This window comes from Siphonobacter sp. SORGH_AS_0500, from assembly GCF_002838835.1.
GTDB lineage: Bacteria > Bacteroidota > Bacteroidia > Cytophagales > Spirosomataceae > Siphonobacter.
The window spans coordinates 15,903-35,126 of record NZ_NHPP01000002.1 but is presented as its reverse complement, the minus strand read 5'-3'; the positions used below and the strand labels follow the sequence as shown (position 1 = coordinate 35,126).

The following is a 19,224-nucleotide window of genomic DNA, read 5'->3' as shown; positions in this document are numbered from 1 at the left end:
CCTGATATATTGGTGATGCAGAAAAATTCACAACTCAAAACACCAAACCCAAAACTCTAAACTCGTCAAAACACAAAAAAGTCCAGAAGAACGACTTCTGGACTTTCCTTTTCCCCCATTGTTTTACCTAACCTAACAAACCCTTTCGGGTAAGACTCTTTATAATTACACGCGAGCCGATTTACTTCGGATGTTTCGCATGAAGTTAGTAAATTCAGTACGCTCTAATCTGTTTTGCGGACGGTAATACCCCAGGTCCTTCTTTGATCCAAAAGCGTCCAGTATTGCGGCGATTGCAGCCCCTACTCCCAGGGTTAACAGCATGATTAGAGCTAATGACATAATTATTTAAGATGTGGTCTTGGTTTTTATGTAATCTTATACTGTGCCTCTACGAATAAAGGTTAACAGGAATGATACCACGGCGATTACTAATAGGATGTGGATAAGACCTCCAGCACTGTATCCTACTACTCCAATAAGCCAGCCGATAATCAGGATAACTGCGATGATATACAATAGACTTCTCATGACGGTTAAAGTTTTTTTTTCGTGATTTGGATGTTGACTAGGTAGATAAAAACAGTTTGCCAGGAGTGCCAGAAGCCCATATAATAGGTCTATACGTTTAAAGAAAAAGAAAACGAGTACAATATTCCCCACGGCGGGGAAATACCCCTGAGGTACAACGGGGAACGGAAGTGGCATTATAATGGTAATTCCATAGATACATCAATTATCAACCCTCCACTGTATGAATCGTCTAAAGTCTATTGGTAACTTTTTTCTGGAAGTTTATAATGAGTTTTCAAATGACAATGCACTAAAAATGAGTGCATCCCTGTCGTACTATACGATCTTCTCCATGGCCCCCATGCTTCTGGTCATTATTTCTCTGTTAGGAATTTTTTATGGACAGGAAGCCATTCAGGGGCAGGTCTTCGGACAGATTCAGGGGTTGGTAGGAAAAGAGGCCGCCCTCCAGATTCAGGATCTAATCAAGAAAGCCGAACTCTCCAATCGTTCGCCCTTAGCCCTAACGGTTGGTATCATTACGCTCGTGATTGGGGCTACCGGGGTTTTCGGTGAAATGCAGGATTCCATTAATCGTATCTGGTCGTTGCGGGCTAAACCCAAAAAAGGATGGCTGAAACTATTAATTAACCGCCTGCTTTCGTTCTCTATGATCATCAGCATGGGTTTCGTACTGCTGGTATCCCTGGTACTGAATTCCATGATCGATGTATTCAGCAACCAGCTTGAACGCATCTTCAATAACGATCTGGTTGTCGTTTTTTATGTGGTTAACCTACTGGTCATTTTTGCGGTCATTACTTTACTATTTGCACTAGTTTTTAATGTATTACCAGACGGAAAACTTTACTGGAAAGATTCATTTGTAGGAGCGGGCTTTACCGCCATTCTATTCATGATCGGGAAGTTTTTGATTGGCCTTTACCTGAGCAAATCAAATGTAGGCTCTACCTATGGTTCAGCCGGTTCTATTGTGATCGTACTGCTTTGGGTTAACTATTCAGCAGCCATTCTCTACTTCGGGGCAGAGTTTACGAAAGTTTACGTCAGACGTTTTGGTCGGGGCATTGTTCCCAAAAGCGAAACAGTCATTGTTTACGAACAGGAAATTAGTCCCGATCAGTTAGAAGAAGGCCAGTTGGGCCATGTGAATGTCAACAACCTACGGGGTTATTACGAGCGACGTTAATTATTTACCCACCATCAATTTATCAAGGTCATGAATACGATTTATGAAAAACCCAATTCATTCGCCGTCAAAAGTTTACAGGTTTTAAATCTGCTTACCTTTCTGGTAACCATTGCGGCCAACTGGGCGGCGGTAAGTTTGCCTTTGAACAACAAAACCACCAAGCAGCTTTCGGATCAATACCCGAATCTCTTTACTCCAGCAGGCCTAACTTTCTCTGTGTGGAGTGTGATTTATCTGAGCCTGGGTCTTTTTATAATTTATCAGCTCAAAGGACTCTTCAATCATCAACCGCATGAGTACGTACAGCAGGTGGTAGCCCGGGCGAGCGGCTGGCTTATTGCAGCTAATCTGCTAAATGCCAGTTGGATTATTGCCTGGCACTACGAATACGTGAGTCTTTCCGTAGCAATTATGCTGGGCTTATTGGTGAGTTTATTGGTGTTATTATCTAAAATGTTTGAAGTATCGTCGATAGAAACGAGCTGGTGGCAGCGTTTCGTGGTACGTACACCTTTTGGACTCTATGCAGGCTGGATTTCCATCGCCACTATTACTAACATTGCGGCCTGGTTAGTCGATATGAACTGGAATCAGTTGGGTCTTTCGGAAGAAACGTGGGCAGTTATTATGATCATTACGGGTACCATTCTGGCTCAGATTGTACTTTTCACGTATCGCAGTGTTGCTTATGGCTTAGTGGTTATCTGGGCATTAATAGGTATTATCCTTCAGCGTTACCAGGCACCAGAACCTAACATGACTATTGTATACGTTAGCGAAATCTGTATTCTAGTCCTTACTATCTCCGTAGTACTGATTGCCTTTACCAATCTGGTTATTCCGATTCGCCGCCGTCCCGTTTTAAACTGGACGCACCCTAAAGTATAACCATCTCATTCATAGACTCATAAACCCAAAAGCCTTCGTTCTTGAGTACGGGATCGAAGGTTTTTTCATATAATCTGTCCAATGTTAAAACAACTTATTACCGAGGGACGTTTTTCAGAAATAGGATGAGCTAAAATAAAATCTACTTAAAAAATAGAGTTTAAAACCTAACCTTCTGAAAACGCCAGTGTTACAAAAAAATATTCATTTTTTACCACCAGAAAGTACTGCATACTTTTTCATTTCAAAAGTCTTGTATCTTTGCCACAAAAAACCCGGTTTTTAGGCAATTTTATTGTATTTTACTAAGTCCGAAGCTTAGTAAACGAGCTACCGAGAAACGCATTCCTAACCGTCGTTTTCTATATTCTCCATGGAGTTTACTATTGCACAGGTGGCCCAGCTATTGGGCGGTGAAGTTAAAGGTCAAGCCGATCAGAAAGTAAGTCGATTGGCTAAAATCGAGGAAGGAACTGAAGGAGCTATCAGTTTTCTTTCCAACCTCAAATACGAACATTTTCTTTATACGACCTCTGCTTCGGCGGTGATTGTAGATAAAGGTTTTGAGCCTAAAAAGGCCTATACTCCGACGTTAATTCTAGTTGATAACGCATACACTGCCTTCACTAAACTGCTGGAGGTTTATCATAACGCCATTACTTTTCGTAAATCCGGCATTGAAGAACCCAGCTCTCGCGGAAACAATACCGAAATTGGGGAAGGCCTTTATCAGGGAGCTTTTTCCTACATTGGTGATAACTGCCGAATTGGCAAAAATGTCAAGATCTATCCACAGGCGTTCATTGGAGATCAGGTAGTTATTGGAGATAACACTATTATTTACGCCGGAGCTAAAATTTACGATAACTGTAAAATTGGAGCGAATTGCACCATTCACGCCAATGCCGTTATTGGCTCAGACGGATTTGGTTTTGCTCCTCAGGAAGACGGTTCGTATAAGAGCATTCCGCAGTTGGGTAATGTGATTCTGGAAGATAACGTTTCCATTGGCTCTAATACCACTATTGACTGTGCAACCATGCCAGAAGCTTCCACCATTATCCATGAAGGAGTTAAACTGGATAACCTGATTCAGATCGCTCACAACGTGGAAATTGGCCGTCATACCGTCATGGCCGCTCAGAGCGGTGTGTCTGGTTCGGTCAAAATTGGGGAATATTGCATGATTGGCGGCCAGGTAGGTATTTCTGGTCATCTGCAATTGCCTAATCATACCATTATTACTGCTCAATCCGGCATTTCAAAGACAATTACCAAAGAAGGAGTCGTATTAACCGGGTCTCCGGCCTACGAAAACCGGGAGAACCTCAAATCGCAGGCCGTATTTCGTCGACTTCCTGAATTGGAAAAGCGGGTAAGAGAACTGGAAAAACTCCTGAAAGAATTATCTTTGCCGGCTAATAGCATCCAGTAGTTCAGCAGCGAGTCGATCAAAGCTGGCAGGAGGCTTCTTTTTCAAGAGGCCTTTTGTGTATAAAGCCCATCGAATTTACCAGTCGATAGCTGCTCATTCGTCTAAAATGAATCTTAAACAGCATACTATTCAAAAACCTGTCACCGTATCTGGTGTTGGGTTACATACCGGTGTCGTTGCCTCCATGACGTTCCTACCGGCTCCAGCGAACCACGGTTACAAGTTTCAACGGATTGACTTACCCGGCCAACCCATTATTGATGCTGATGTAGATAACGTAGTGGATGTTTCCCGGGGTACAACGCTTGAACAGAGCGGTGCCCGTGTTCATACCGTAGAGCATACGCTGGCGGCCCTGGTGGGTCTTCAGATTGATAACTGCCTCATCCAGCTAGATGGTCCTGAACCTCCTATCATGGACGGTTCTTCCATTAAGTTCATCGAGGCTCTGGATGATGCAGGCATCGAAGAACAGAATGCCTTACGAAATTACTTCGAGGTTCCTTCGGAAGTACGCTTCCGTGATAAAGACCGCGACGTTGAAATCGCCGCTCTGCCCCTTGACGATTACCGCGTAACGGTCATGGTGGACTATAACTCCAAGGTCCTTAGCAGTCAGCATGCTTCTCTAAACGATATTACGCTTTTCAAACAGGAAATTGCCAAGAGCCGTACCTTCTGTTTCTTACACGAACTGGAAGCTCTGTTTAAAGCAAACCTGATTAAAGGAGGTGACCTTTCAAATGCCATCGTGATCGTGGATCGTGAGTTTGAAGATGGCGAGCTTGACCACCTTTCTTCACTCTTAGGTAAGCCTAAAGTAAGTGTGGTCCCAGGAAAAGGAATTCTTAATAATATCGATTTACACTATGCCAATGAACCTGCCCGCCACAAACTCCTTGATGTTATAGGAGATTTGGCTCTGGTTGGACGCCCCCTGAAGGCTCAAATTCTGGCGGCTCGTCCTGGCCACGCGGCAAACGTTGAAATGGCGAAAAAAATTAAAAAACTGATGCGGGAAACTCAAAAACCCAGTATCCCCGTATATGACCCCAAGGTCCCCCCGGTGATGGATATTAAGCAGATTTCTAATCTGCTGGCACACCGCTATCCCTTCCAGTTGATTGATAAAATCATTCATATGGACGAGACCAGCGTTGTTGGTGTTAAGAATGTTACAATCAATGAGCCCTTCTTTACGGGTCACTTTCCTGAAAACCCGGTAATGCCCGGCGTTTTACAGATTGAGGCTATGGCTCAGACGGGTGGTATCCTCGTAATGAGCACCGTACCAGATCCTGAAAATTACTGGGCGTACTTGGCAGCGATTGAAAACTGCCGTTTCCGTCGTAACGTAGTTCCCGGTGATACGGTCATTTTCAAATGCGAATTCATGGCTCCCATGAAACGTGGCATTGCCAAAATGCACGGACAGGCCTGGGTGGCCGGTCAGCTGGTCATGGAAAGTGACATGACTGCGAGTTTAGTTCGTAAAAAATAAGCCAGAACGTTACGGTAAATAGCTTCCCATACGCTACCGTAATCCGTAAATGAAAGAATGATACAGCCCTTAGCATACGTTCACCCTGACGCCAAAATCGCCCCCAATGTGGTTATTGAGCCCTTTGCGGTTATTCATAAAAACGTTGAAATTGGCGAAGGAAGCTGGATTGGCTCTAACGTTACCATTTTTGAAGGTGCCCGCATTGGAAAAAACGTTCAGATTTTTCCATCTGCCAGTATCTCAGCCGTTCCTCAGGATTTGAAATTTGAAGGGGAAGAAACACTGACCGTCATTGGTGATTATACAACCATTCGGGAATGTGTCACCATTAATAAAGGCACCAAAGCCGCCGGAAAAACGGTAGTAGGCAAAAACTGCCTGATTATGGCTTACTCGCACATTGCTCACGATTGCATCATCGGTGATCACTGCATTATGGCGAATAGTGTGCAAATGGCAGGACACGTAGAATTAGGCGACTGGGCATTCGTGGGAGGTACGACTGCCATTCATCAGTTTTCTAAAATCGGTGCTCACAGCATGATTGGTGGCGGTTCTCACGTCCTGAAAGATATTCCTCCCTACACCAAAGCGGGTCGTGAGCCGATTGCTTACGTGGGTTTAAACTCCATCGGTCTGCGTCGCCGGGGTTTTAGTAACGAGAAAATTGCTGAAATCCAGGAAATCTATCGCTACGTTTTCCAGAAGGGATATAACAACGCCGAAGCTTTACACCGCATTGAAATTGAATTACCAGCCTCGGCTGAACGGGATGAAATTCTACACTTCATCCGCTCTTCCGAACGAGGTATCATGAAAGGCCCTAACAAGAGCTCTTCTGCTGAATAATTAAAAAAGGTCAGGCTATCATGACGATTCCTGACCTTTTTTCTTCTCTGATTCCCATGCAATTAATTCTCGAACAGCTGGGTAAACGGTTTATTCGGGAATGGATTTTCCGCCGATTATCCCTCGAACTTTCTTCCGGCCAGCGAATGGCCATTACCGGTCCTAACGGCTCGGGGAAATCCACGCTCCTTCAGGTCGTGGCGGGAGCTTTAGCCGCCAGTGAAGGAAAGCTCACATACCGCAACGAAAATCAAGACATCCCAGCGGACGACGTGTTCCGACAGGTGGCCATTGCAGCTCCTTACCTGGAGTTGATTGAAGAGTTTACCTTAACTGAGCTGGTTGACTTTCACCAGAAATTCAAACCCTTCAAGAATAATCTTCAAACGGCTGAATTCATTGAAAGACTCGATCTGAAAGCTTCCAGCGATAAGTTCATTCGTAATTTTTCTTCCGGAATGAAACAGCGTCTGAAACTCGGTCTGGCTTTCCACAGTCAGGTACCCGTTGTCATTCTGGACGAACCCACTTCAAACCTTGACGCCCGCAACAGCGAGTGGTATTACCGCGAAGTACAGAAGCTGGATGATTCTCAGTTGGTTATTATCGGTTCGAACGTCCCGGCTGAGTATAGCTTTTGTGAAAAAAGGCTTGATATTCAGGCGTATAAATAATTTTCAGGTCCCTGCTTAATCAGGGTTACTGGCATTCGTAGTATCTTCGTTTTATAACCTCCCATGAAGATATGCGAAACCTTTTTACCTGTCTATTTCTTTTCCTTACCACCTTTGTTCAGGCAGAAAATCAGCCAGTTACCTTCGTTCCTAACAAAGGTCAGTGGGAGGACGGCGTACTGTATCGCGTCCAGATTCCGGGCGGCCAGATGGACCTTCGCCGGGATGGTATGGATTACGTCTTTTACGACACGGACTATTTCCGGAAACTGCACGACCAACAACTGAACGCGGATGCACCTCTGCGACTCCACGGCGTTCGGGTCTATTTCGAGGGTTCTAATACCAGCCCTGCACTACAGCATGATCTTTCCGATGGTATTTCCCGCAATTACTTTCTGGGCAATAACCAGAGCCGCTGGGCCACGGGCGTAACTGGTTTTGGGGAAGTTATTTACAAAGAGTTATATCCCGGCATTGACCTTCGGCTGTATGCTCACCAGGCCACCATCAAATACGAATTCATTGTTCACAGCGGAGCAAACCCTGAGGTGATTAAAATGCGATATGAAGGCTCCGAACAAATGAGCGTTTCGGAGCACGGTAATCTGGAAGTGAAGACTTCCGTAGGCTGGTTTCGGGAGTTGAATCCGTATAACTATCAGGAAATTGGCGGTAAAACCAAGGAAGTCAAAGGGCATTTTTCCATCCAGAATAAAAATACGGTTGGGTTTAGGTTACCCAACGGCTACGACCCCAAGCATCCGTTGGTAATCGACCCGGAGTTAATCTTTGCCACTTTTTCGGGTTCTTATGCGGATAACTGGGGCCATACGGCTACGTATGATGCAGAAGGTAACCTGATTTCGGGTGGCTCAGCTAATGCCTCGGGTTTTCCCGTTACGGCAGGGGCTTACCAGATCAACTACCGGGGGAACAACAGTGGTACTCTTTGGGATGTAGCCATTTTAAAGTATAACCCTACCGGAACCCGCTTACTTTATGCCACCTATCTCGGCGGAACGCAAACCGATGTTCCGCACAGCCTGATTGTGAACAGTAAAGGCGAGTTATTGATTTTCGGAACAACTTCCTCCCAGAACTTTCCTACGCACGAAAAAGCCTACAAACGCACCTTTACCGGAGGTAAAGCCTTAACGGATACGGAGGCCCCCCTCTCTGGAATGGATTATAATTTCGGCAGTGATATCTTCGTCGCTAAACTCAGTGCCGACGGAAAAAGCCTGCTGGGGGCTACGTATTATGGCACCACTGCCAACGATGGCTTAAACCTGAACACGGTTCTCGACATCCGTTATTATGGCGATGCCTACCGGGGTGAAATTGTTACGGATGATCAGGATAACATCATCATTGCCACGACAACGCCTGCCGAACTTCCCCTAACCCGCCCCGACCGCCTGGCGGCTACGGTTCTCAAATTTTCCGCTGATTTATCTACCCTCGCCTGGGAAAAACCACGACTCATGGGTGGTTTCAGTGGAGCATATTGCTATTCGTCTGCACTTCCGGTACTATTTACGTATGCGGGGCCGTTCGTGATAACCTTCAAACTCCTGAAGATGGCTGGATTATTAAGCTGGATAGAAACGGAAATGTATTAAAAACCAAACGAGTAGGAACGAACAATGCGGACGTAGCCATGTTACTCGATATTGACAAAAACGAGAACGTCTATATTCTGGGTTTGAGCGATGGCGGACAATATCCGGTTACTTCAGGTACTTATTCCAATCGCTCCAGCGGACAATTTATTCATGCCTTTGATCAGACGCTTGACCGCACCTTATTTTCCACCGTAATCGGCAGTGGTCGCGGTCGCCCTGACCTTGCTCCTACGGCTTTTCTGGTCAATGAATGCGGGAATATCTACGTAGCAGGCTGGGGCGGGGCGGTGAATCATACCTTAAACACCCCCATTGCCTTAGCCAGTAGTACCCGTGGCTTACCGATTACCAACGACGCTTTCCAAAAAGCTACCGATGGTAATAACTTCTATCTGGCCCTACTGGAAAGTGGAGCGAAGTCGCTGCTATACGCTACTTATTTTGGTAATACGACTGTTTCTGCTCAAATCCGTGGGGATCACGTGGATGGCGGAACTTCCCGCTTTGACAAACGTGGCTATGTTTATCAGGCCGTTTGTTCCTGTCAGCCGTCTTCCTTTCCTACTACGCCGGGAGCCTGGTCCAGTACGAACCGCTCCAACAATTGTAATAATGCCGTTTTCAAGTTCGATATTGATAATCTTGATGTAAAATTTGACATCATGCTGGACGGGAAAAAACAGGATACGGTCAATGCCTGTGCTCCCCTGAAACTGCAATTTGTCAATACCAGTACGGGCGGTAAAAACTATGAGTGGACCATTGGTAACCTGGATCGTTCTACGAATCCATTAATGACGGAATATAACTTCACCAAGCCGGGCATTTATGTCATTTCACTGGTAGGAAGAAATCCATTAAGCTGTAAAAAGGAAGCCGTTTATCAGCGAACCATTCGTATTTCTGAACCCGCTTTCCAGATTAGTAAGGATACTACCATGTGTCTCGGGGGCACTGCTCGCCTATCGGTCACTGGCGGCACCAATTACCAGTGGAACGCCGACCCCAGCCTTTCCAGCACGACGCAGGCCAATCCTAGTGTCAGCCCTAGCCAAACCACGACTTATACGGTTAAAGCTACGGATGCCCAAGGTTGCCGAGGCGAAAAGTCTGTTACGGTTACGATTCAACCCCTGCCGGTAACCGTGCAAGTTTCAGAGCCGACAATCTGCAAAGGTCAAACCGTTCAGATCAATGCCAGCGGGGGGTCGAGTTACCAGTGGAGCGGCGACGGTGTTACGAATGTCACTCAGCCCAATATTAAAGTTACACCCACCCAGACCACCGTTTACACGGTCACGGTACGCGATTCAAAAGGCTGTCGGGGTCAGGCTACGGCTACAGTCACCATCGATGAATCCTTTCGGCCCGATTTTACGGTTGATCGCATTTTTGATTGTACCCGACCTACTCAGGTACGGATTAATCTGGCTAATTCCGGCGGTGAGCAGTATTCCTGGAACATGGGTAACGGCGATTCATTGAGCGTTCAGAAACCCGACCCTTACACGTATCTCCATCCTGGAACGTATCAGATTACTGGTTCGGCCAAACGAGGTTCCTGTACCTTATCGGCAGCAACACCCGTGACCATTGATCCCCCCCTTGATGTTCCTAACGTAATAACGCCGAACGGGGACGGTAAAAATGATCGTTTTGTCATTGGCACGAATGGCTTAAAGCTGGATGTATATAATCGTTGGGGTAAAGCCGTTTTTCAGCAGGTTAGTTATCAAAATGACTGGATTCCATCACTAGCCGCCGGAACGTATTATTACCTCATTACCTTCCCAGACGGCAAGCAGTGCAAAAGCTGGGTTCAGATTGTTAATTAACTAGCGGTCAATGCATTGAATTTATTTAATCTTTTATCTTTGTTTCCTACTATCATTCCAATCTCCATGAAAGCACTCGTCTTTTTTCTGGCTTTAGGCCTTTCGATAGCTACCGCTCAGGCTCAGGACTCCTATCACGGAGCAAAAATTACGGCAGATCAAGCTCTTTCTACGAAACAACTCGTTGAGAAAATGAAGACTACCGATACGCTGGATACGAAAGTAACCGGCACGGTTGAGTCCGTTTGCAAGATGAAAGGCTGTTGGATGAAAGTGAAATTACCCGAAGGGAAAACCATGCGGGTAAGCTTTAAGGATTATGATTTCTTCGTGCCCAAAGACATTGAAGGAAAAACGGTAGTGTTTGAAGGAAAAGCATTTTCCCGCGTTACACCCGTTAAAGAACTGAAACATTACGCGGAAGACGCGGGTAAATCTAAAGAAGAAGTTGCTAAAATCACCGAACCCGAAAAAGCTCTGGTTTTCGTTGCGGACGGAGTGATTGTCAAGCAATAATACATTTCTCTAATGACAAAGCCGGATCAGCAGTTGCTGATCCGGCTTTCTTTATAAATAATAAAACCGGTGCGAGCTTCCTGTCTGCCATTACTTGTGAATGCAATTTTTGTATAGATGCCCATTTATGGCGTTTGGTAAAGGCAATGTTGACAATGCTGCTCTTTAGGAGGTTGTAATTACTCCAAGCGGATCACAGATCCGGAACAGCCGAATTTTGCTACCACTTACCTTACCATTTTTTGTAGAGACGCGACTTTATCGCGTCTGGGTAGAGGCAATTTTAACGATACTCTTGCGGATTTATAATTTTTACAAGCGAATCACATACCCACGACAGTCAGGTTTTGGATTGCAAATCCGACAACAGCAAAAGGCGTAAGGTGATTGTATTCTGTTTCGAGGAAATCAGTGCATAAGACGGCCAGAGGCCTACGGTTAGATCGTCACTCGGCAGGGCAAGAGCCGAGCGACTGTAATGGGGTATGTATGGCTTAATTTCGTTGCGTTAGTTTCCAACGCGTGGCGGATAAGGCCAATAGCACCAGGGAAAGGAAATAGATCACATTTCTGGAATCGATTAGCCCTCGTCCCAGAGCATTGTATTGCGTATCAAGACCGAGCCAGCCGAGCCAGTAAGCTGCCCCATTCCATAACTCCAGTCCAGCAATAGAACTGAAGCCTACGTATAGAATAAAGCTGATAAATACGCCCAGTAAGAACGCTACAATCTGATTGTCCGTTAAAGAAGAAGTAAATAACCCAATGGCTGCAAAGACGCATCCCAATAGAAAAAGTCCCAGATATGAACCCTGTACGCTGGCAGTATCAATGTTCCCGACGGGGTTACCCAACTGATACACCGAGAAATAATACAGGAGCGTAGGAAGTAAAGTTAAAAACAGTAAGAAACAGGCAGCCAGAAACTTTCCACCTACCACTTGCCACTCTGTTACGGGTTTAGTAAACAATAACTCCAACGTCCCAATTTTACGTTCTTCGGCGATGGAACGCATGGTAATAGCGGGAATCAGAAAAAGAAAAACGTACGGAGCCAGGTTAAAGAACGAAGCCATATCGGCATAACCGCCCTCCAGCACACTTGTATCAGGAAAGACCCAAACCAGTAAGCCCATCGCCATGAGGAACACCGCCATCACGACATAACCGACCAGCGAGCTTAAAAAGGAATGGACTTCTTTCTTGAAAATGGTAAACATGGATATGAAAGGAATGCTCGTAGGAGTAACGCAAGGAACGTAAAAACTAATATTAACTAAACATCGGCCGGTCTTTTTTTACTACTGCCGCTACGATTAAACCCAGTAACGTTCCAACCACAACCCCAGTAAAAATCGTCATTACAAAACTAAAGCCAGGATTCGTCATCATGGTTACAAACCGCATAGCCGTATCAATTTGCTCGTCATTCATGCCACGTTCTTCGTAGGCATTTCGTAAAGCTCGTAGTGTTCTTTCCTGAGCAGAGTTATCAATAAACTGGGTATAAATCAGAATAATACCTGCTGAAACCACTCCCCAAACTGCCCCCGTCAAGGCCGTTATTCCTACGCCCTGTCCGTAAGTAATATAACCTTCATTCCAACTTCTAAACTCGCGGGTAGCCATTACTAGTACTAGTACCGTAAAACCAATTTGCAGGAAATTAGCCAGCAAACCCATTCCCATATTAGCCTTCATCGGATCATCTGGCATCAGATTAAAAGCTTGATATCCAATGGAAATAATACCGGTAATAATTCCAGAAATAATTCCCCATTTCAAAGCAATCCGGGCGGTTGAGGGTGTTTGGTCCATGACTCAATTTCCAGTTTAGTATTTTCTGTTTTCAGTTAGGTAATGTTCTGCTAATAATAGGTACTTAAACTCGTTTTTCGAAGATAAACTCCGACTAAAGCTGCATACAGAAAATGAAAAAGCATCCGAAGAACTCCGAAATTACTCCAGAAAATTGAACTAGGCGAAATCTGTTCAATCTGCTGAAGGAAGACCTGAAAATCAATCGGTCCGCTGGCTTTGTCATCCCCAAATTGTTCCTGAATGGAAGCCTGATCCTGCAAAGCTAATTTCTTGAGTTCGACAATAAATTCAGGAATGAGCGACGGTTCAACCGAAGAAGTGTAATAAGCAACCAAGCCCCCATCTACTGCACTGGCGATCAGAACAACAATGATACAAAAACCAAAGATTTCCAGAAAGTTAACCGTCTGATGAACCGTTTTCCAGTACCGAGAAGCTCCTACGGTCATTGCAATCCACATGAATATCATGCCGATATTCCGACGAGTCCCCAGCGGCATAGCGTCGCTGATTTTCAGAATATAGAAAAATAAAAAACACACCAGTCCAGCCACGAGGCCGGAAATGACTGATAATTGAAGAAACGCTTTACTTTTCATGGAGAAAGGAAGGGCTAACGTTTGCTTGACAAACGTTAGCCCTTCTGTTTATACTTTAAAACTCAGGGGCTGACTATGAAACGTACTTTTACCCTGATTAACAATACCATACACTTTTCCGCGTAAGGTATTGCCCAGGAAAGGCGTATTTTTTCCTTTCGATTTCCATTCCGCTGCGGATACCGTCCATTCTTCATCGGGATTGAAAGCCGTTAACTGAGCAACCTGTCCTTCGGCAATGGTAACGGGGCTACGTTTCAGAATAGAGCGGGGGTGTGAAGTAAATAAGGCTAATACTGTATCCAGCTCTAAATCGCCATAAGTGATAGCAGTAGCAAAGGCAGTTTCCAGGCTACTGATTCCAAAATCAGCTAAATCAAATTCCAGATTCTTAGATTCGGCATCCTGCGGGTAATGATCCGAAACCAGAGCGTCGATGGTCCCATCGGCTAAGCCTGCTTTCAGGGCCGCTACTTCCTCAGCCGGACGGAAGGGAGGCATTACTTTCAGATTGGTGTCAAAACTCACTAGGTCTGCGTCCGTGAACGCCAGGTAATGTGCCGCCGTATCGCAGGTAACGGGTAATCCCTGAGCTTTAGCCTGACGGATTAACTCTACTGAACGAGCGGTTGATACCAGTGAAAAATGCAGTCGAGGACGTAAATCGAACGTTTCCACAGCGTATTCCAGCAACCGTAAATCCCGTTGAATCATTAACTCCTCGGCCATGGTTGGGATACCCCGCATGCCCAGCAAGGTACTTACCTGACCTTCGTGCATTTGTCCGTGAACCGTTAAAGAAGGTTCTTCTGGACGCTGAATCAGAAGTCCGTTGACCTGAGCCAGATACTGAAGTGATTTAAGTAAAATGTCAGGGTTCCAGATGGGTTCTTCGCCATCGGTATACGCCACAGCACCCGCATGATGCAGGTCAAGCATTTCGGTAAAATCCTTCCCATCACAACCCAGCGTTAAGGCAGCCGTAGGCAGGAATTGAACCGCCTGCTGCTCCGAAAAGCGACGGATGTAATTGAGACTTTCCTTACTCTGAATGACCGGTTTAGTATTGGGCAGTAAAACAATCTCGGTAAAACCACCCGCCGCTGCCGCCCGTTTCAGGCTATATAAATCTTCTTTAGACTCATAACCGGGATCTTTGGCGTGCACGCGTAAGTCGCACCAACCGGGAGAAAGGCACAAGCCGGGAACGTTGATTTCCTGCCCCACCGAAGCGGACGAAAGATTTTGACCAATTTTACGAATGACCCCGTCTTCAATCCATACGTCGGCCAATTGACCATGCAGCGGCGAATGAGGATCAAGAATTCGGGCGGAACGAAAGAGAAGATTCATTTCTGAAGGGTCGTATGTTGAACAAGGAACAAAGCAGACCGATGGCTCGATTCACTTTGTTCCTTGCTCAGGATCTTTAATGGAGAAAACGGCGGAATGAAAACTTACCATCTTTCATTCCCATTTCGTTTCTATTAATGTACAGACTGCTGATACGTTGCCGCATCCATCAGGTTATCCAGATCAGCGGGATCGTTTACTTCCAGCTTAATGATCCAGCCTTCACCGTAAGGATCAGAGTTCAGCGTATCTGGATTATCGTTGAGTGATTCGTTCACTTCCAGAACTTTACCAGCTACGGGCAAAAACAGGTCAGAAACCGTTTTCACAGCTTCTACGGAGCCAAATACTTCGTTAGCAGCCAGTTCTTCGTTCAGTGAATTCACCTCAACGAAAACTACGTCGCCCAATTGATCTTGAGCATAATCGGTGATACCAATCAATGCTACGTTACCGTCTACGAGCTTAATCCATTCGTGTTCGGTAGTGTAGCGAAGGTCTGCGGGAAAGTTCATGTGTTTGTGATGCCAATCGGTGCTAAATGGCACGCAAGTTAGTCAAAGAGTTTAGGGTTTTGAGTTCTGGGTTTTGAGTTTTTTTAAACTTTAAGCGTTTAGGGTTGAGGCTATGGGTTTTGATCTGTAGAAATACAGGGTTCTTTACCCCGTCTCTTTGCTTCCGTTTGTATTAGAAATTCATAAAAATTGGACTTCTTCCTCACTTTGGTACGCTGTTTTTACCTTTATCCGTACATCAACCCAATAATCACTATGAAAACGAACACAGCACCCAGAGGCCAAAGCCATATCAATAAACCCGAAAACAAGGATAATCTGGACAGCCGGGTAAAGGAAGAACGCAACAACAACTCCAATAACCAGAAAGACGTGAAACTGCACAAACCAAAGGCCAATAATTAGTTTTCCGTTTGCAGTTGTCAGTTTTGAACTGAATAGGTGATAAAAGCCGCTTTCAAAGAAATGGAAGCGGCTTTTATGTATGTATCGCTGCTAGCGTTTTTTGCAGGTAGTAACAAGTTTCCTATTTGGATCACTAGGTAACCCGAAGTAGTTATTAGCCGCTGCCAGCCTTTTCGCTGGCAGTACTACTTTAGGACTACCTAGTAACAAACGAGAAGCTTATTGCTGCCAGCAAAAAAGCTGGCCGGACCACGCTGGCAGCGGAAGAGAACTTATGCTGAAAAAAGATCCTCGATAAGCAAGTCCTTAGCTGAAAACAGTTAACCGACAACTGAACACTCAAAGACTTTGACTGATGCCTAGTTCTAATCCGCGTAACTCGGCTAAGCCTCTTAAACGACCAATCGCGGTATAACCCGGATTAGTGCGTCTTTCAGGATTTAAATCGTCCAGCATGCGGTGGCCGTGGTCGGGACGCATGGGAATATCAATGTCCGTACGCCCTTCTTTTTCACGGCGTCGCATCTCCTCTACAGCCGCTTTCATGACCTCATACATATCTGCATGTCCTTCCAGGTGATTGGCTTCGTGGAAAGTTTCGGGTACTTCATCAATTTCGCGATGCACACTTCTGAAATGGAAGAAATGAATTCGCGGACCAAATTCCCGAAGCATGGCAGGCATATCATTATCCGCCCGCACTCCGAAGCTACCCGTGCAAAAGGTTAATCCATTGGCGGGAGAATCCACCGCAGCAAACATTTCCCGCACGTCATCTGCTGTACTTAGAACACGAGGCAAGCCCAGAATGGGACGTGGAGGATCATCGGGGTGAATGCAGAGATTAATCCCCACTTCTTCCGCTACCGGAACCACCGCCCGCAGGAAGTAATATAAGTTTTGACGTAACTCGAAGTCCCCTACTTCAGCATAATAATCCAGTACTTTCTGGAATTGCTCCACCGTAAAGCTTTCTTCCGAACCGGGTAGTCCGGCAATGATATTGCGAATGAGCTGCGTTTTTTCACTTTCGCTCATTGCTTGATAGTAAGCCGCTGCCCGTGCTTTAAACGACTCCGAATATTCTGCCTCTGCCGCCGGACGTTTCAGGATAAATAACTCAAAAGCCGCAAAGGCTACCGCATCAAAACGTAAGGCTTCTGAGCCATCTTCTACGACATACGCCAGGTCGGTACGTGTCCAGTCGAGAACGGGCATGAAATTGTAACAAACCGTTTTAATGCCATGTTCAGCCAGATTTCGCAGGGTTTGCTGGTAATTGGCAATAAGCTGATCTCGATCGGGCATACCCCGTTTGATATGCTCATGTACGGGAACGCTTTCTACCACTGCCCAGGTTAATCCGGCAGCTTCAATAATGGTTTTGCGAGACTCAATGGCTTCCGAAGTCCAGACTTTACCGTTGGGAACATCGTGTAAAGCGGATACAATTCCGGTGGCCCCAGCCTGACGAATGTCCGACAACTTAACCGGATCTTTCGGTCCGAACCAGCGGAATGATTGTAATAAAGGCATAATGCGTTTAGAGTTTTCGGTTTAGAGTGGTGAATTAACTTCTAAAACGAGTTTGAAGTAAGAATAGGAGTCTACTGTGGAGTTAAACCTACTAATGTATCAGTAATCGCTTCACCCCTAACTTAAAAAAATTCCTAAAGAGTGAAAGTTACCGATTGAAGTTGAAATACGTCGGTGAAACATTCATTCTTTAGGAATCTATGGTAATTCAAAAAGTCCATTACAGCGAAACACCGCGTTTCCAGGGGATGAAATCATCCTGACCCAGACGTACCGAATGAGGTGTAACGGTTCCGCTCGCTACCTGAATCACATAATCCAGAATACGTTCGCCTGCTTCTTCAATGCCTTCTTCGCCATCGATAATCGTACCACAGTTAATGTCGATAATATCGTTCATTTTGTTGTACAACTTCGTGTTTGTTGAAAGTTTGATTACCGGTGTAATGGGGTTACCCGTGGGCGTACCCAATCCAGTCGTAAATAAAACTACCGTTGCTCCCGAAGCGACCTCAGCCGTAGTGCTTTCCACATCGTTACCCGGCGTACAAACCAGGTTCAACCCCGGTTTCGTTACCTTTTCGGGATAGTCCAGCACGTCAACTACGGGCGAAGTACCTCCTTTTTTAGCTGCTCCGGCAGATTTGATGGCATCGGTAATCAATCCGTCTTTGATGTTTCCCGGCGAAGGGTTCATGTAAAAACCAGAACCCACCGCTTCGGCCCGAGAGTTATAGACTTTCATCAGAGAATTGAAACGCTTGGCTGTTTCTTCGTCTACGCAACGATCCGATAACTCCTGTTCTACACCGCATAACTCGGGGAATTCCGCCAGAATAACGGTTCCACCTAATGATACCAGAATATCTGACGTATGACCGATGGCGGGGTTTGCTGAAATACCCGAGAATCCGTCGGAGCCCCCACATTCCAGACCAATGACTAATTTAGAAAGTGGCGTGGGCTGACGTTCAATTTTATTTGCTTCAATCAGACCTGCGAAGGTTTGCTTGATAGCTCCAGCCACGAGTTTTTCTTCAGAACCAATTTCCTGCTGCTCAAATACGTACAGCGGTTTGGCAAAATTAGGATCGCGTTTGGCAATTTCTTCCTTCAGAATGGATACCTGGGCATTCTGACAACCCAGACTTAACACTGTAACTCCGGCTACATTCGGGTGCGTGGCATAACCTGCCAGCAATCCGCAAAGAGCCTGAGCATCGGAACGCGTGCCGCCACAGCCCATTTCATGATTGAGAAATTTCACGCCGTCTACGTTCGGGAACAAGCGAGTAGGCGTACCCACTTCCTCTTCAATCGCTAAATCAGCTTCCAGAATTTCGGCTACGGATTTACCCGAACGATACAGGTTGATTAACTGCTCGGTCTGGTCTTTCCAGGTTTGGTTTTTCCCATATCCCAGCGAATCGACGAGAGCTTCCCGCATTACTTCCAGGTTCCGCGTTTCGCAGAAAACCATAGGCAATACAATCCAATAGTTACCCGTCCCGACGCTGCCATCCTGACGTGGATAACCCATGAAGGTCCGCTGTTTGAATTTAGACGTATCCGGCTTCTCCCAGTCCAGCTTCCGCGAGCCTAAACCGAAGTCTTCAGAGGCGTGCCGGGTATTGAACGTGTGCATCAAACCGCCCCGGGGAATAAACTGTTTGGCTTTACCCACCAGTACGCCGTACATCGTAATGTCTTCATCTACGGCCCGGTCTTCCGTAAGAAATTTATGTTTGGCCGCAATATCATCGACCAGCTCATACTCAACGCCTTCGAACGTAATGACTTCGCCCTTCTGTAAGTCAGTGAGGGCTACAATAACGTTATCTGCGGGGTGGACTTTTAATACTCGTTGCTGCATGGAGGTAAAAAGATTCTTTCCTTTAAAAGAAAAATCTCAGGAATTGCTACCCTAAATTATCTAAAAA

The 19,224-nt window shown here is 45.7% G+C and carries 19 protein-coding genes; 10 read left to right on the top strand and 9 right to left on the bottom strand.

Translation table 11 applies throughout. The annotated features are described in order from the left end of the window. Positions 1-165 precede the first annotated feature (165 nt). On the bottom strand, positions 166-342 hold the full coding sequence (locus BWI96_RS21405) for a hypothetical protein (protein WP_157830184.1): 177 nt from the start codon (positions 340-342) through the stop codon (positions 166-168). A gap of 36 nt (positions 343-378) precedes the next feature. Then, on the bottom strand, positions 379-531 hold the full coding sequence (locus BWI96_RS21400; RefSeq protein WP_157830183.1) for a lmo0937 family membrane protein: 153 nt from the start codon (positions 529-531) through the stop codon (positions 379-381). 223 nt (positions 532-754) lie between these two features. Here BWI96_RS21400 and BWI96_RS02230 point away from each other — a divergent pair, with 223 nt between their 5' ends. From BWI96_RS02230 to BWI96_RS02190, 9 genes are all read left to right on the top strand, one after another. Continuing rightward, on the top strand, positions 755-1,723 hold the full coding sequence (locus tag BWI96_RS02230) for a YihY/virulence factor BrkB family protein (RefSeq protein WP_106635076.1): 969 nt from the start codon (positions 755-757) through the stop codon (positions 1,721-1,723). A 30-nt stretch (positions 1,724-1,753) separates the two neighbouring features. Further along, a complete protein-coding gene (locus BWI96_RS02225) occupies positions 1,754-2,614 on the top strand; it encodes a hypothetical protein (RefSeq protein ID WP_106635075.1) in 861 nt (286 codons plus the stop codon). Between the two features lie 373 nt (positions 2,615-2,987). Beyond that, entirely contained in the window at positions 2,988-4,049 is a 1,062-nt protein-coding gene (lpxD, locus tag BWI96_RS02220) for a UDP-3-O-(3-hydroxymyristoyl)glucosamine N-acyltransferase (protein WP_106635074.1), read from the top strand. 106 nt (positions 4,050-4,155) lie between these two features. After that, on the top strand, positions 4,156-5,550 hold the full coding sequence (locus BWI96_RS02215) for a bifunctional UDP-3-O-[3-hydroxymyristoyl] N-acetylglucosamine deacetylase/3-hydroxyacyl-ACP dehydratase (protein ID WP_106635345.1): 1,395 nt from the start codon (positions 4,156-4,158) through the stop codon (positions 5,548-5,550). Positions 5,551-5,607: 57 nt separating this feature from the next. Next, on the top strand, positions 5,608-6,402 hold the full coding sequence (gene lpxA, locus BWI96_RS02210; RefSeq protein ID WP_106635073.1) for an acyl-ACP--UDP-N-acetylglucosamine O-acyltransferase: 795 nt from the start codon (positions 5,608-5,610) through the stop codon (positions 6,400-6,402). 20 nt (positions 6,403-6,422) lie between these two features. Beyond that, positions 6,423-7,076: an ATP-binding cassette domain-containing protein gene (locus tag BWI96_RS02205; RefSeq protein ID WP_232793544.1), complete on the top strand. Its 654-nt coding sequence runs from the start codon at positions 6,423-6,425 to the stop codon at positions 7,074-7,076. 71 nt (positions 7,077-7,147) lie between these two features. Beyond that, positions 7,148-8,701, top strand: a complete 1,554-nt coding sequence (locus tag BWI96_RS02200; RefSeq protein WP_106635072.1) for a hypothetical protein — start codon at positions 7,148-7,150, stop codon at positions 8,699-8,701. Continuing rightward, positions 8,587-10,539 (top strand): gliding motility-associated C-terminal domain-containing protein, encoded by a 1,953-nt coding sequence (locus BWI96_RS02195; RefSeq protein WP_157830182.1) that lies wholly within the window; start codon positions 8,587-8,589, stop codon positions 10,537-10,539. Before BWI96_RS02200 ends, BWI96_RS02195 begins: the two co-directional genes overlap by 115 nt. Positions 10,540-10,605: 66 nt before the next feature. After that, on the top strand, positions 10,606-11,055 hold the full coding sequence (locus BWI96_RS02190) for a DUF4920 domain-containing protein (RefSeq protein WP_106635070.1): 450 nt from the start codon (positions 10,606-10,608) through the stop codon (positions 11,053-11,055). 494 nt (positions 11,056-11,549) lie between these two features. Here the strand turns inward: BWI96_RS02190 and gldF are convergent, their stop codons facing one another. The 5 genes from gldF to gcvH all read right to left on the bottom strand — a co-directional run bounded on the left by gldF (position 11,550) and on the right by gcvH (position 15,343). Then, positions 11,550-12,275: a gliding motility-associated ABC transporter permease subunit GldF gene (gldF, locus tag BWI96_RS02185; protein WP_106635069.1), complete on the bottom strand. Its 726-nt coding sequence runs from the start codon at positions 12,273-12,275 to the stop codon at positions 11,550-11,552. Positions 12,276-12,327: 52 nt separating this feature from the next. Then, the gene (locus BWI96_RS02180; RefSeq protein ID WP_106635068.1) at positions 12,328-12,873 is read right to left on the bottom strand and encodes a DUF4199 domain-containing protein; all 546 of its coding nucleotides are present in this window, start codon (positions 12,871-12,873) and stop codon (positions 12,328-12,330) included. A 50-nt stretch (positions 12,874-12,923) separates the two neighbouring features. Beyond that, a complete protein-coding gene (locus BWI96_RS02175; RefSeq protein WP_106635067.1) occupies positions 12,924-13,475 on the bottom strand; it encodes a DUF4199 family protein in 552 nt (183 codons plus the stop codon). Positions 13,476-13,523: 48 nt separating this feature from the next. Further along, entirely contained in the window at positions 13,524-14,828 is a 1,305-nt protein-coding gene (locus BWI96_RS02170; RefSeq protein WP_106635066.1) for a dihydroorotase family protein, read from the bottom strand. Positions 14,829-14,962: 134 nt separating this feature from the next. Then, entirely contained in the window at positions 14,963-15,343 is a 381-nt protein-coding gene (gcvH, locus tag BWI96_RS02165; RefSeq protein WP_106635065.1) for a glycine cleavage system protein GcvH, read from the bottom strand. Between the two features lie 255 nt (positions 15,344-15,598). Here gcvH and BWI96_RS21805 point away from each other — a divergent pair, with 255 nt between their 5' ends. After that, positions 15,599-15,748, top strand: a complete 150-nt coding sequence (locus tag BWI96_RS21805) for a hypothetical protein (RefSeq protein ID WP_198555123.1) — start codon at positions 15,599-15,601, stop codon at positions 15,746-15,748. A 339-nt stretch (positions 15,749-16,087) separates the two neighbouring features. Here the strand turns inward: BWI96_RS21805 and uxuA are convergent, their stop codons facing one another. Together uxuA and BWI96_RS02155 are read right to left on the bottom strand one after the other, a co-directional pair. Then, complete coding sequence (gene uxuA / locus BWI96_RS02160) at positions 16,088-17,284, bottom strand: mannonate dehydratase (RefSeq protein WP_106635064.1); 1,197 nt, start codon at positions 17,282-17,284, stop codon at positions 16,088-16,090. A gap of 220 nt (positions 17,285-17,504) precedes the next feature. After that, positions 17,505-19,157 carry a UxaA family hydrolase gene (locus tag BWI96_RS02155; protein WP_106635063.1) on the bottom strand — a complete coding sequence of 551 codons (1,653 nt, stop codon included), beginning with the start codon at positions 19,155-19,157 and terminating at the stop codon, positions 17,505-17,507. Positions 19,158-19,224 lie beyond the last annotated feature (67 nt).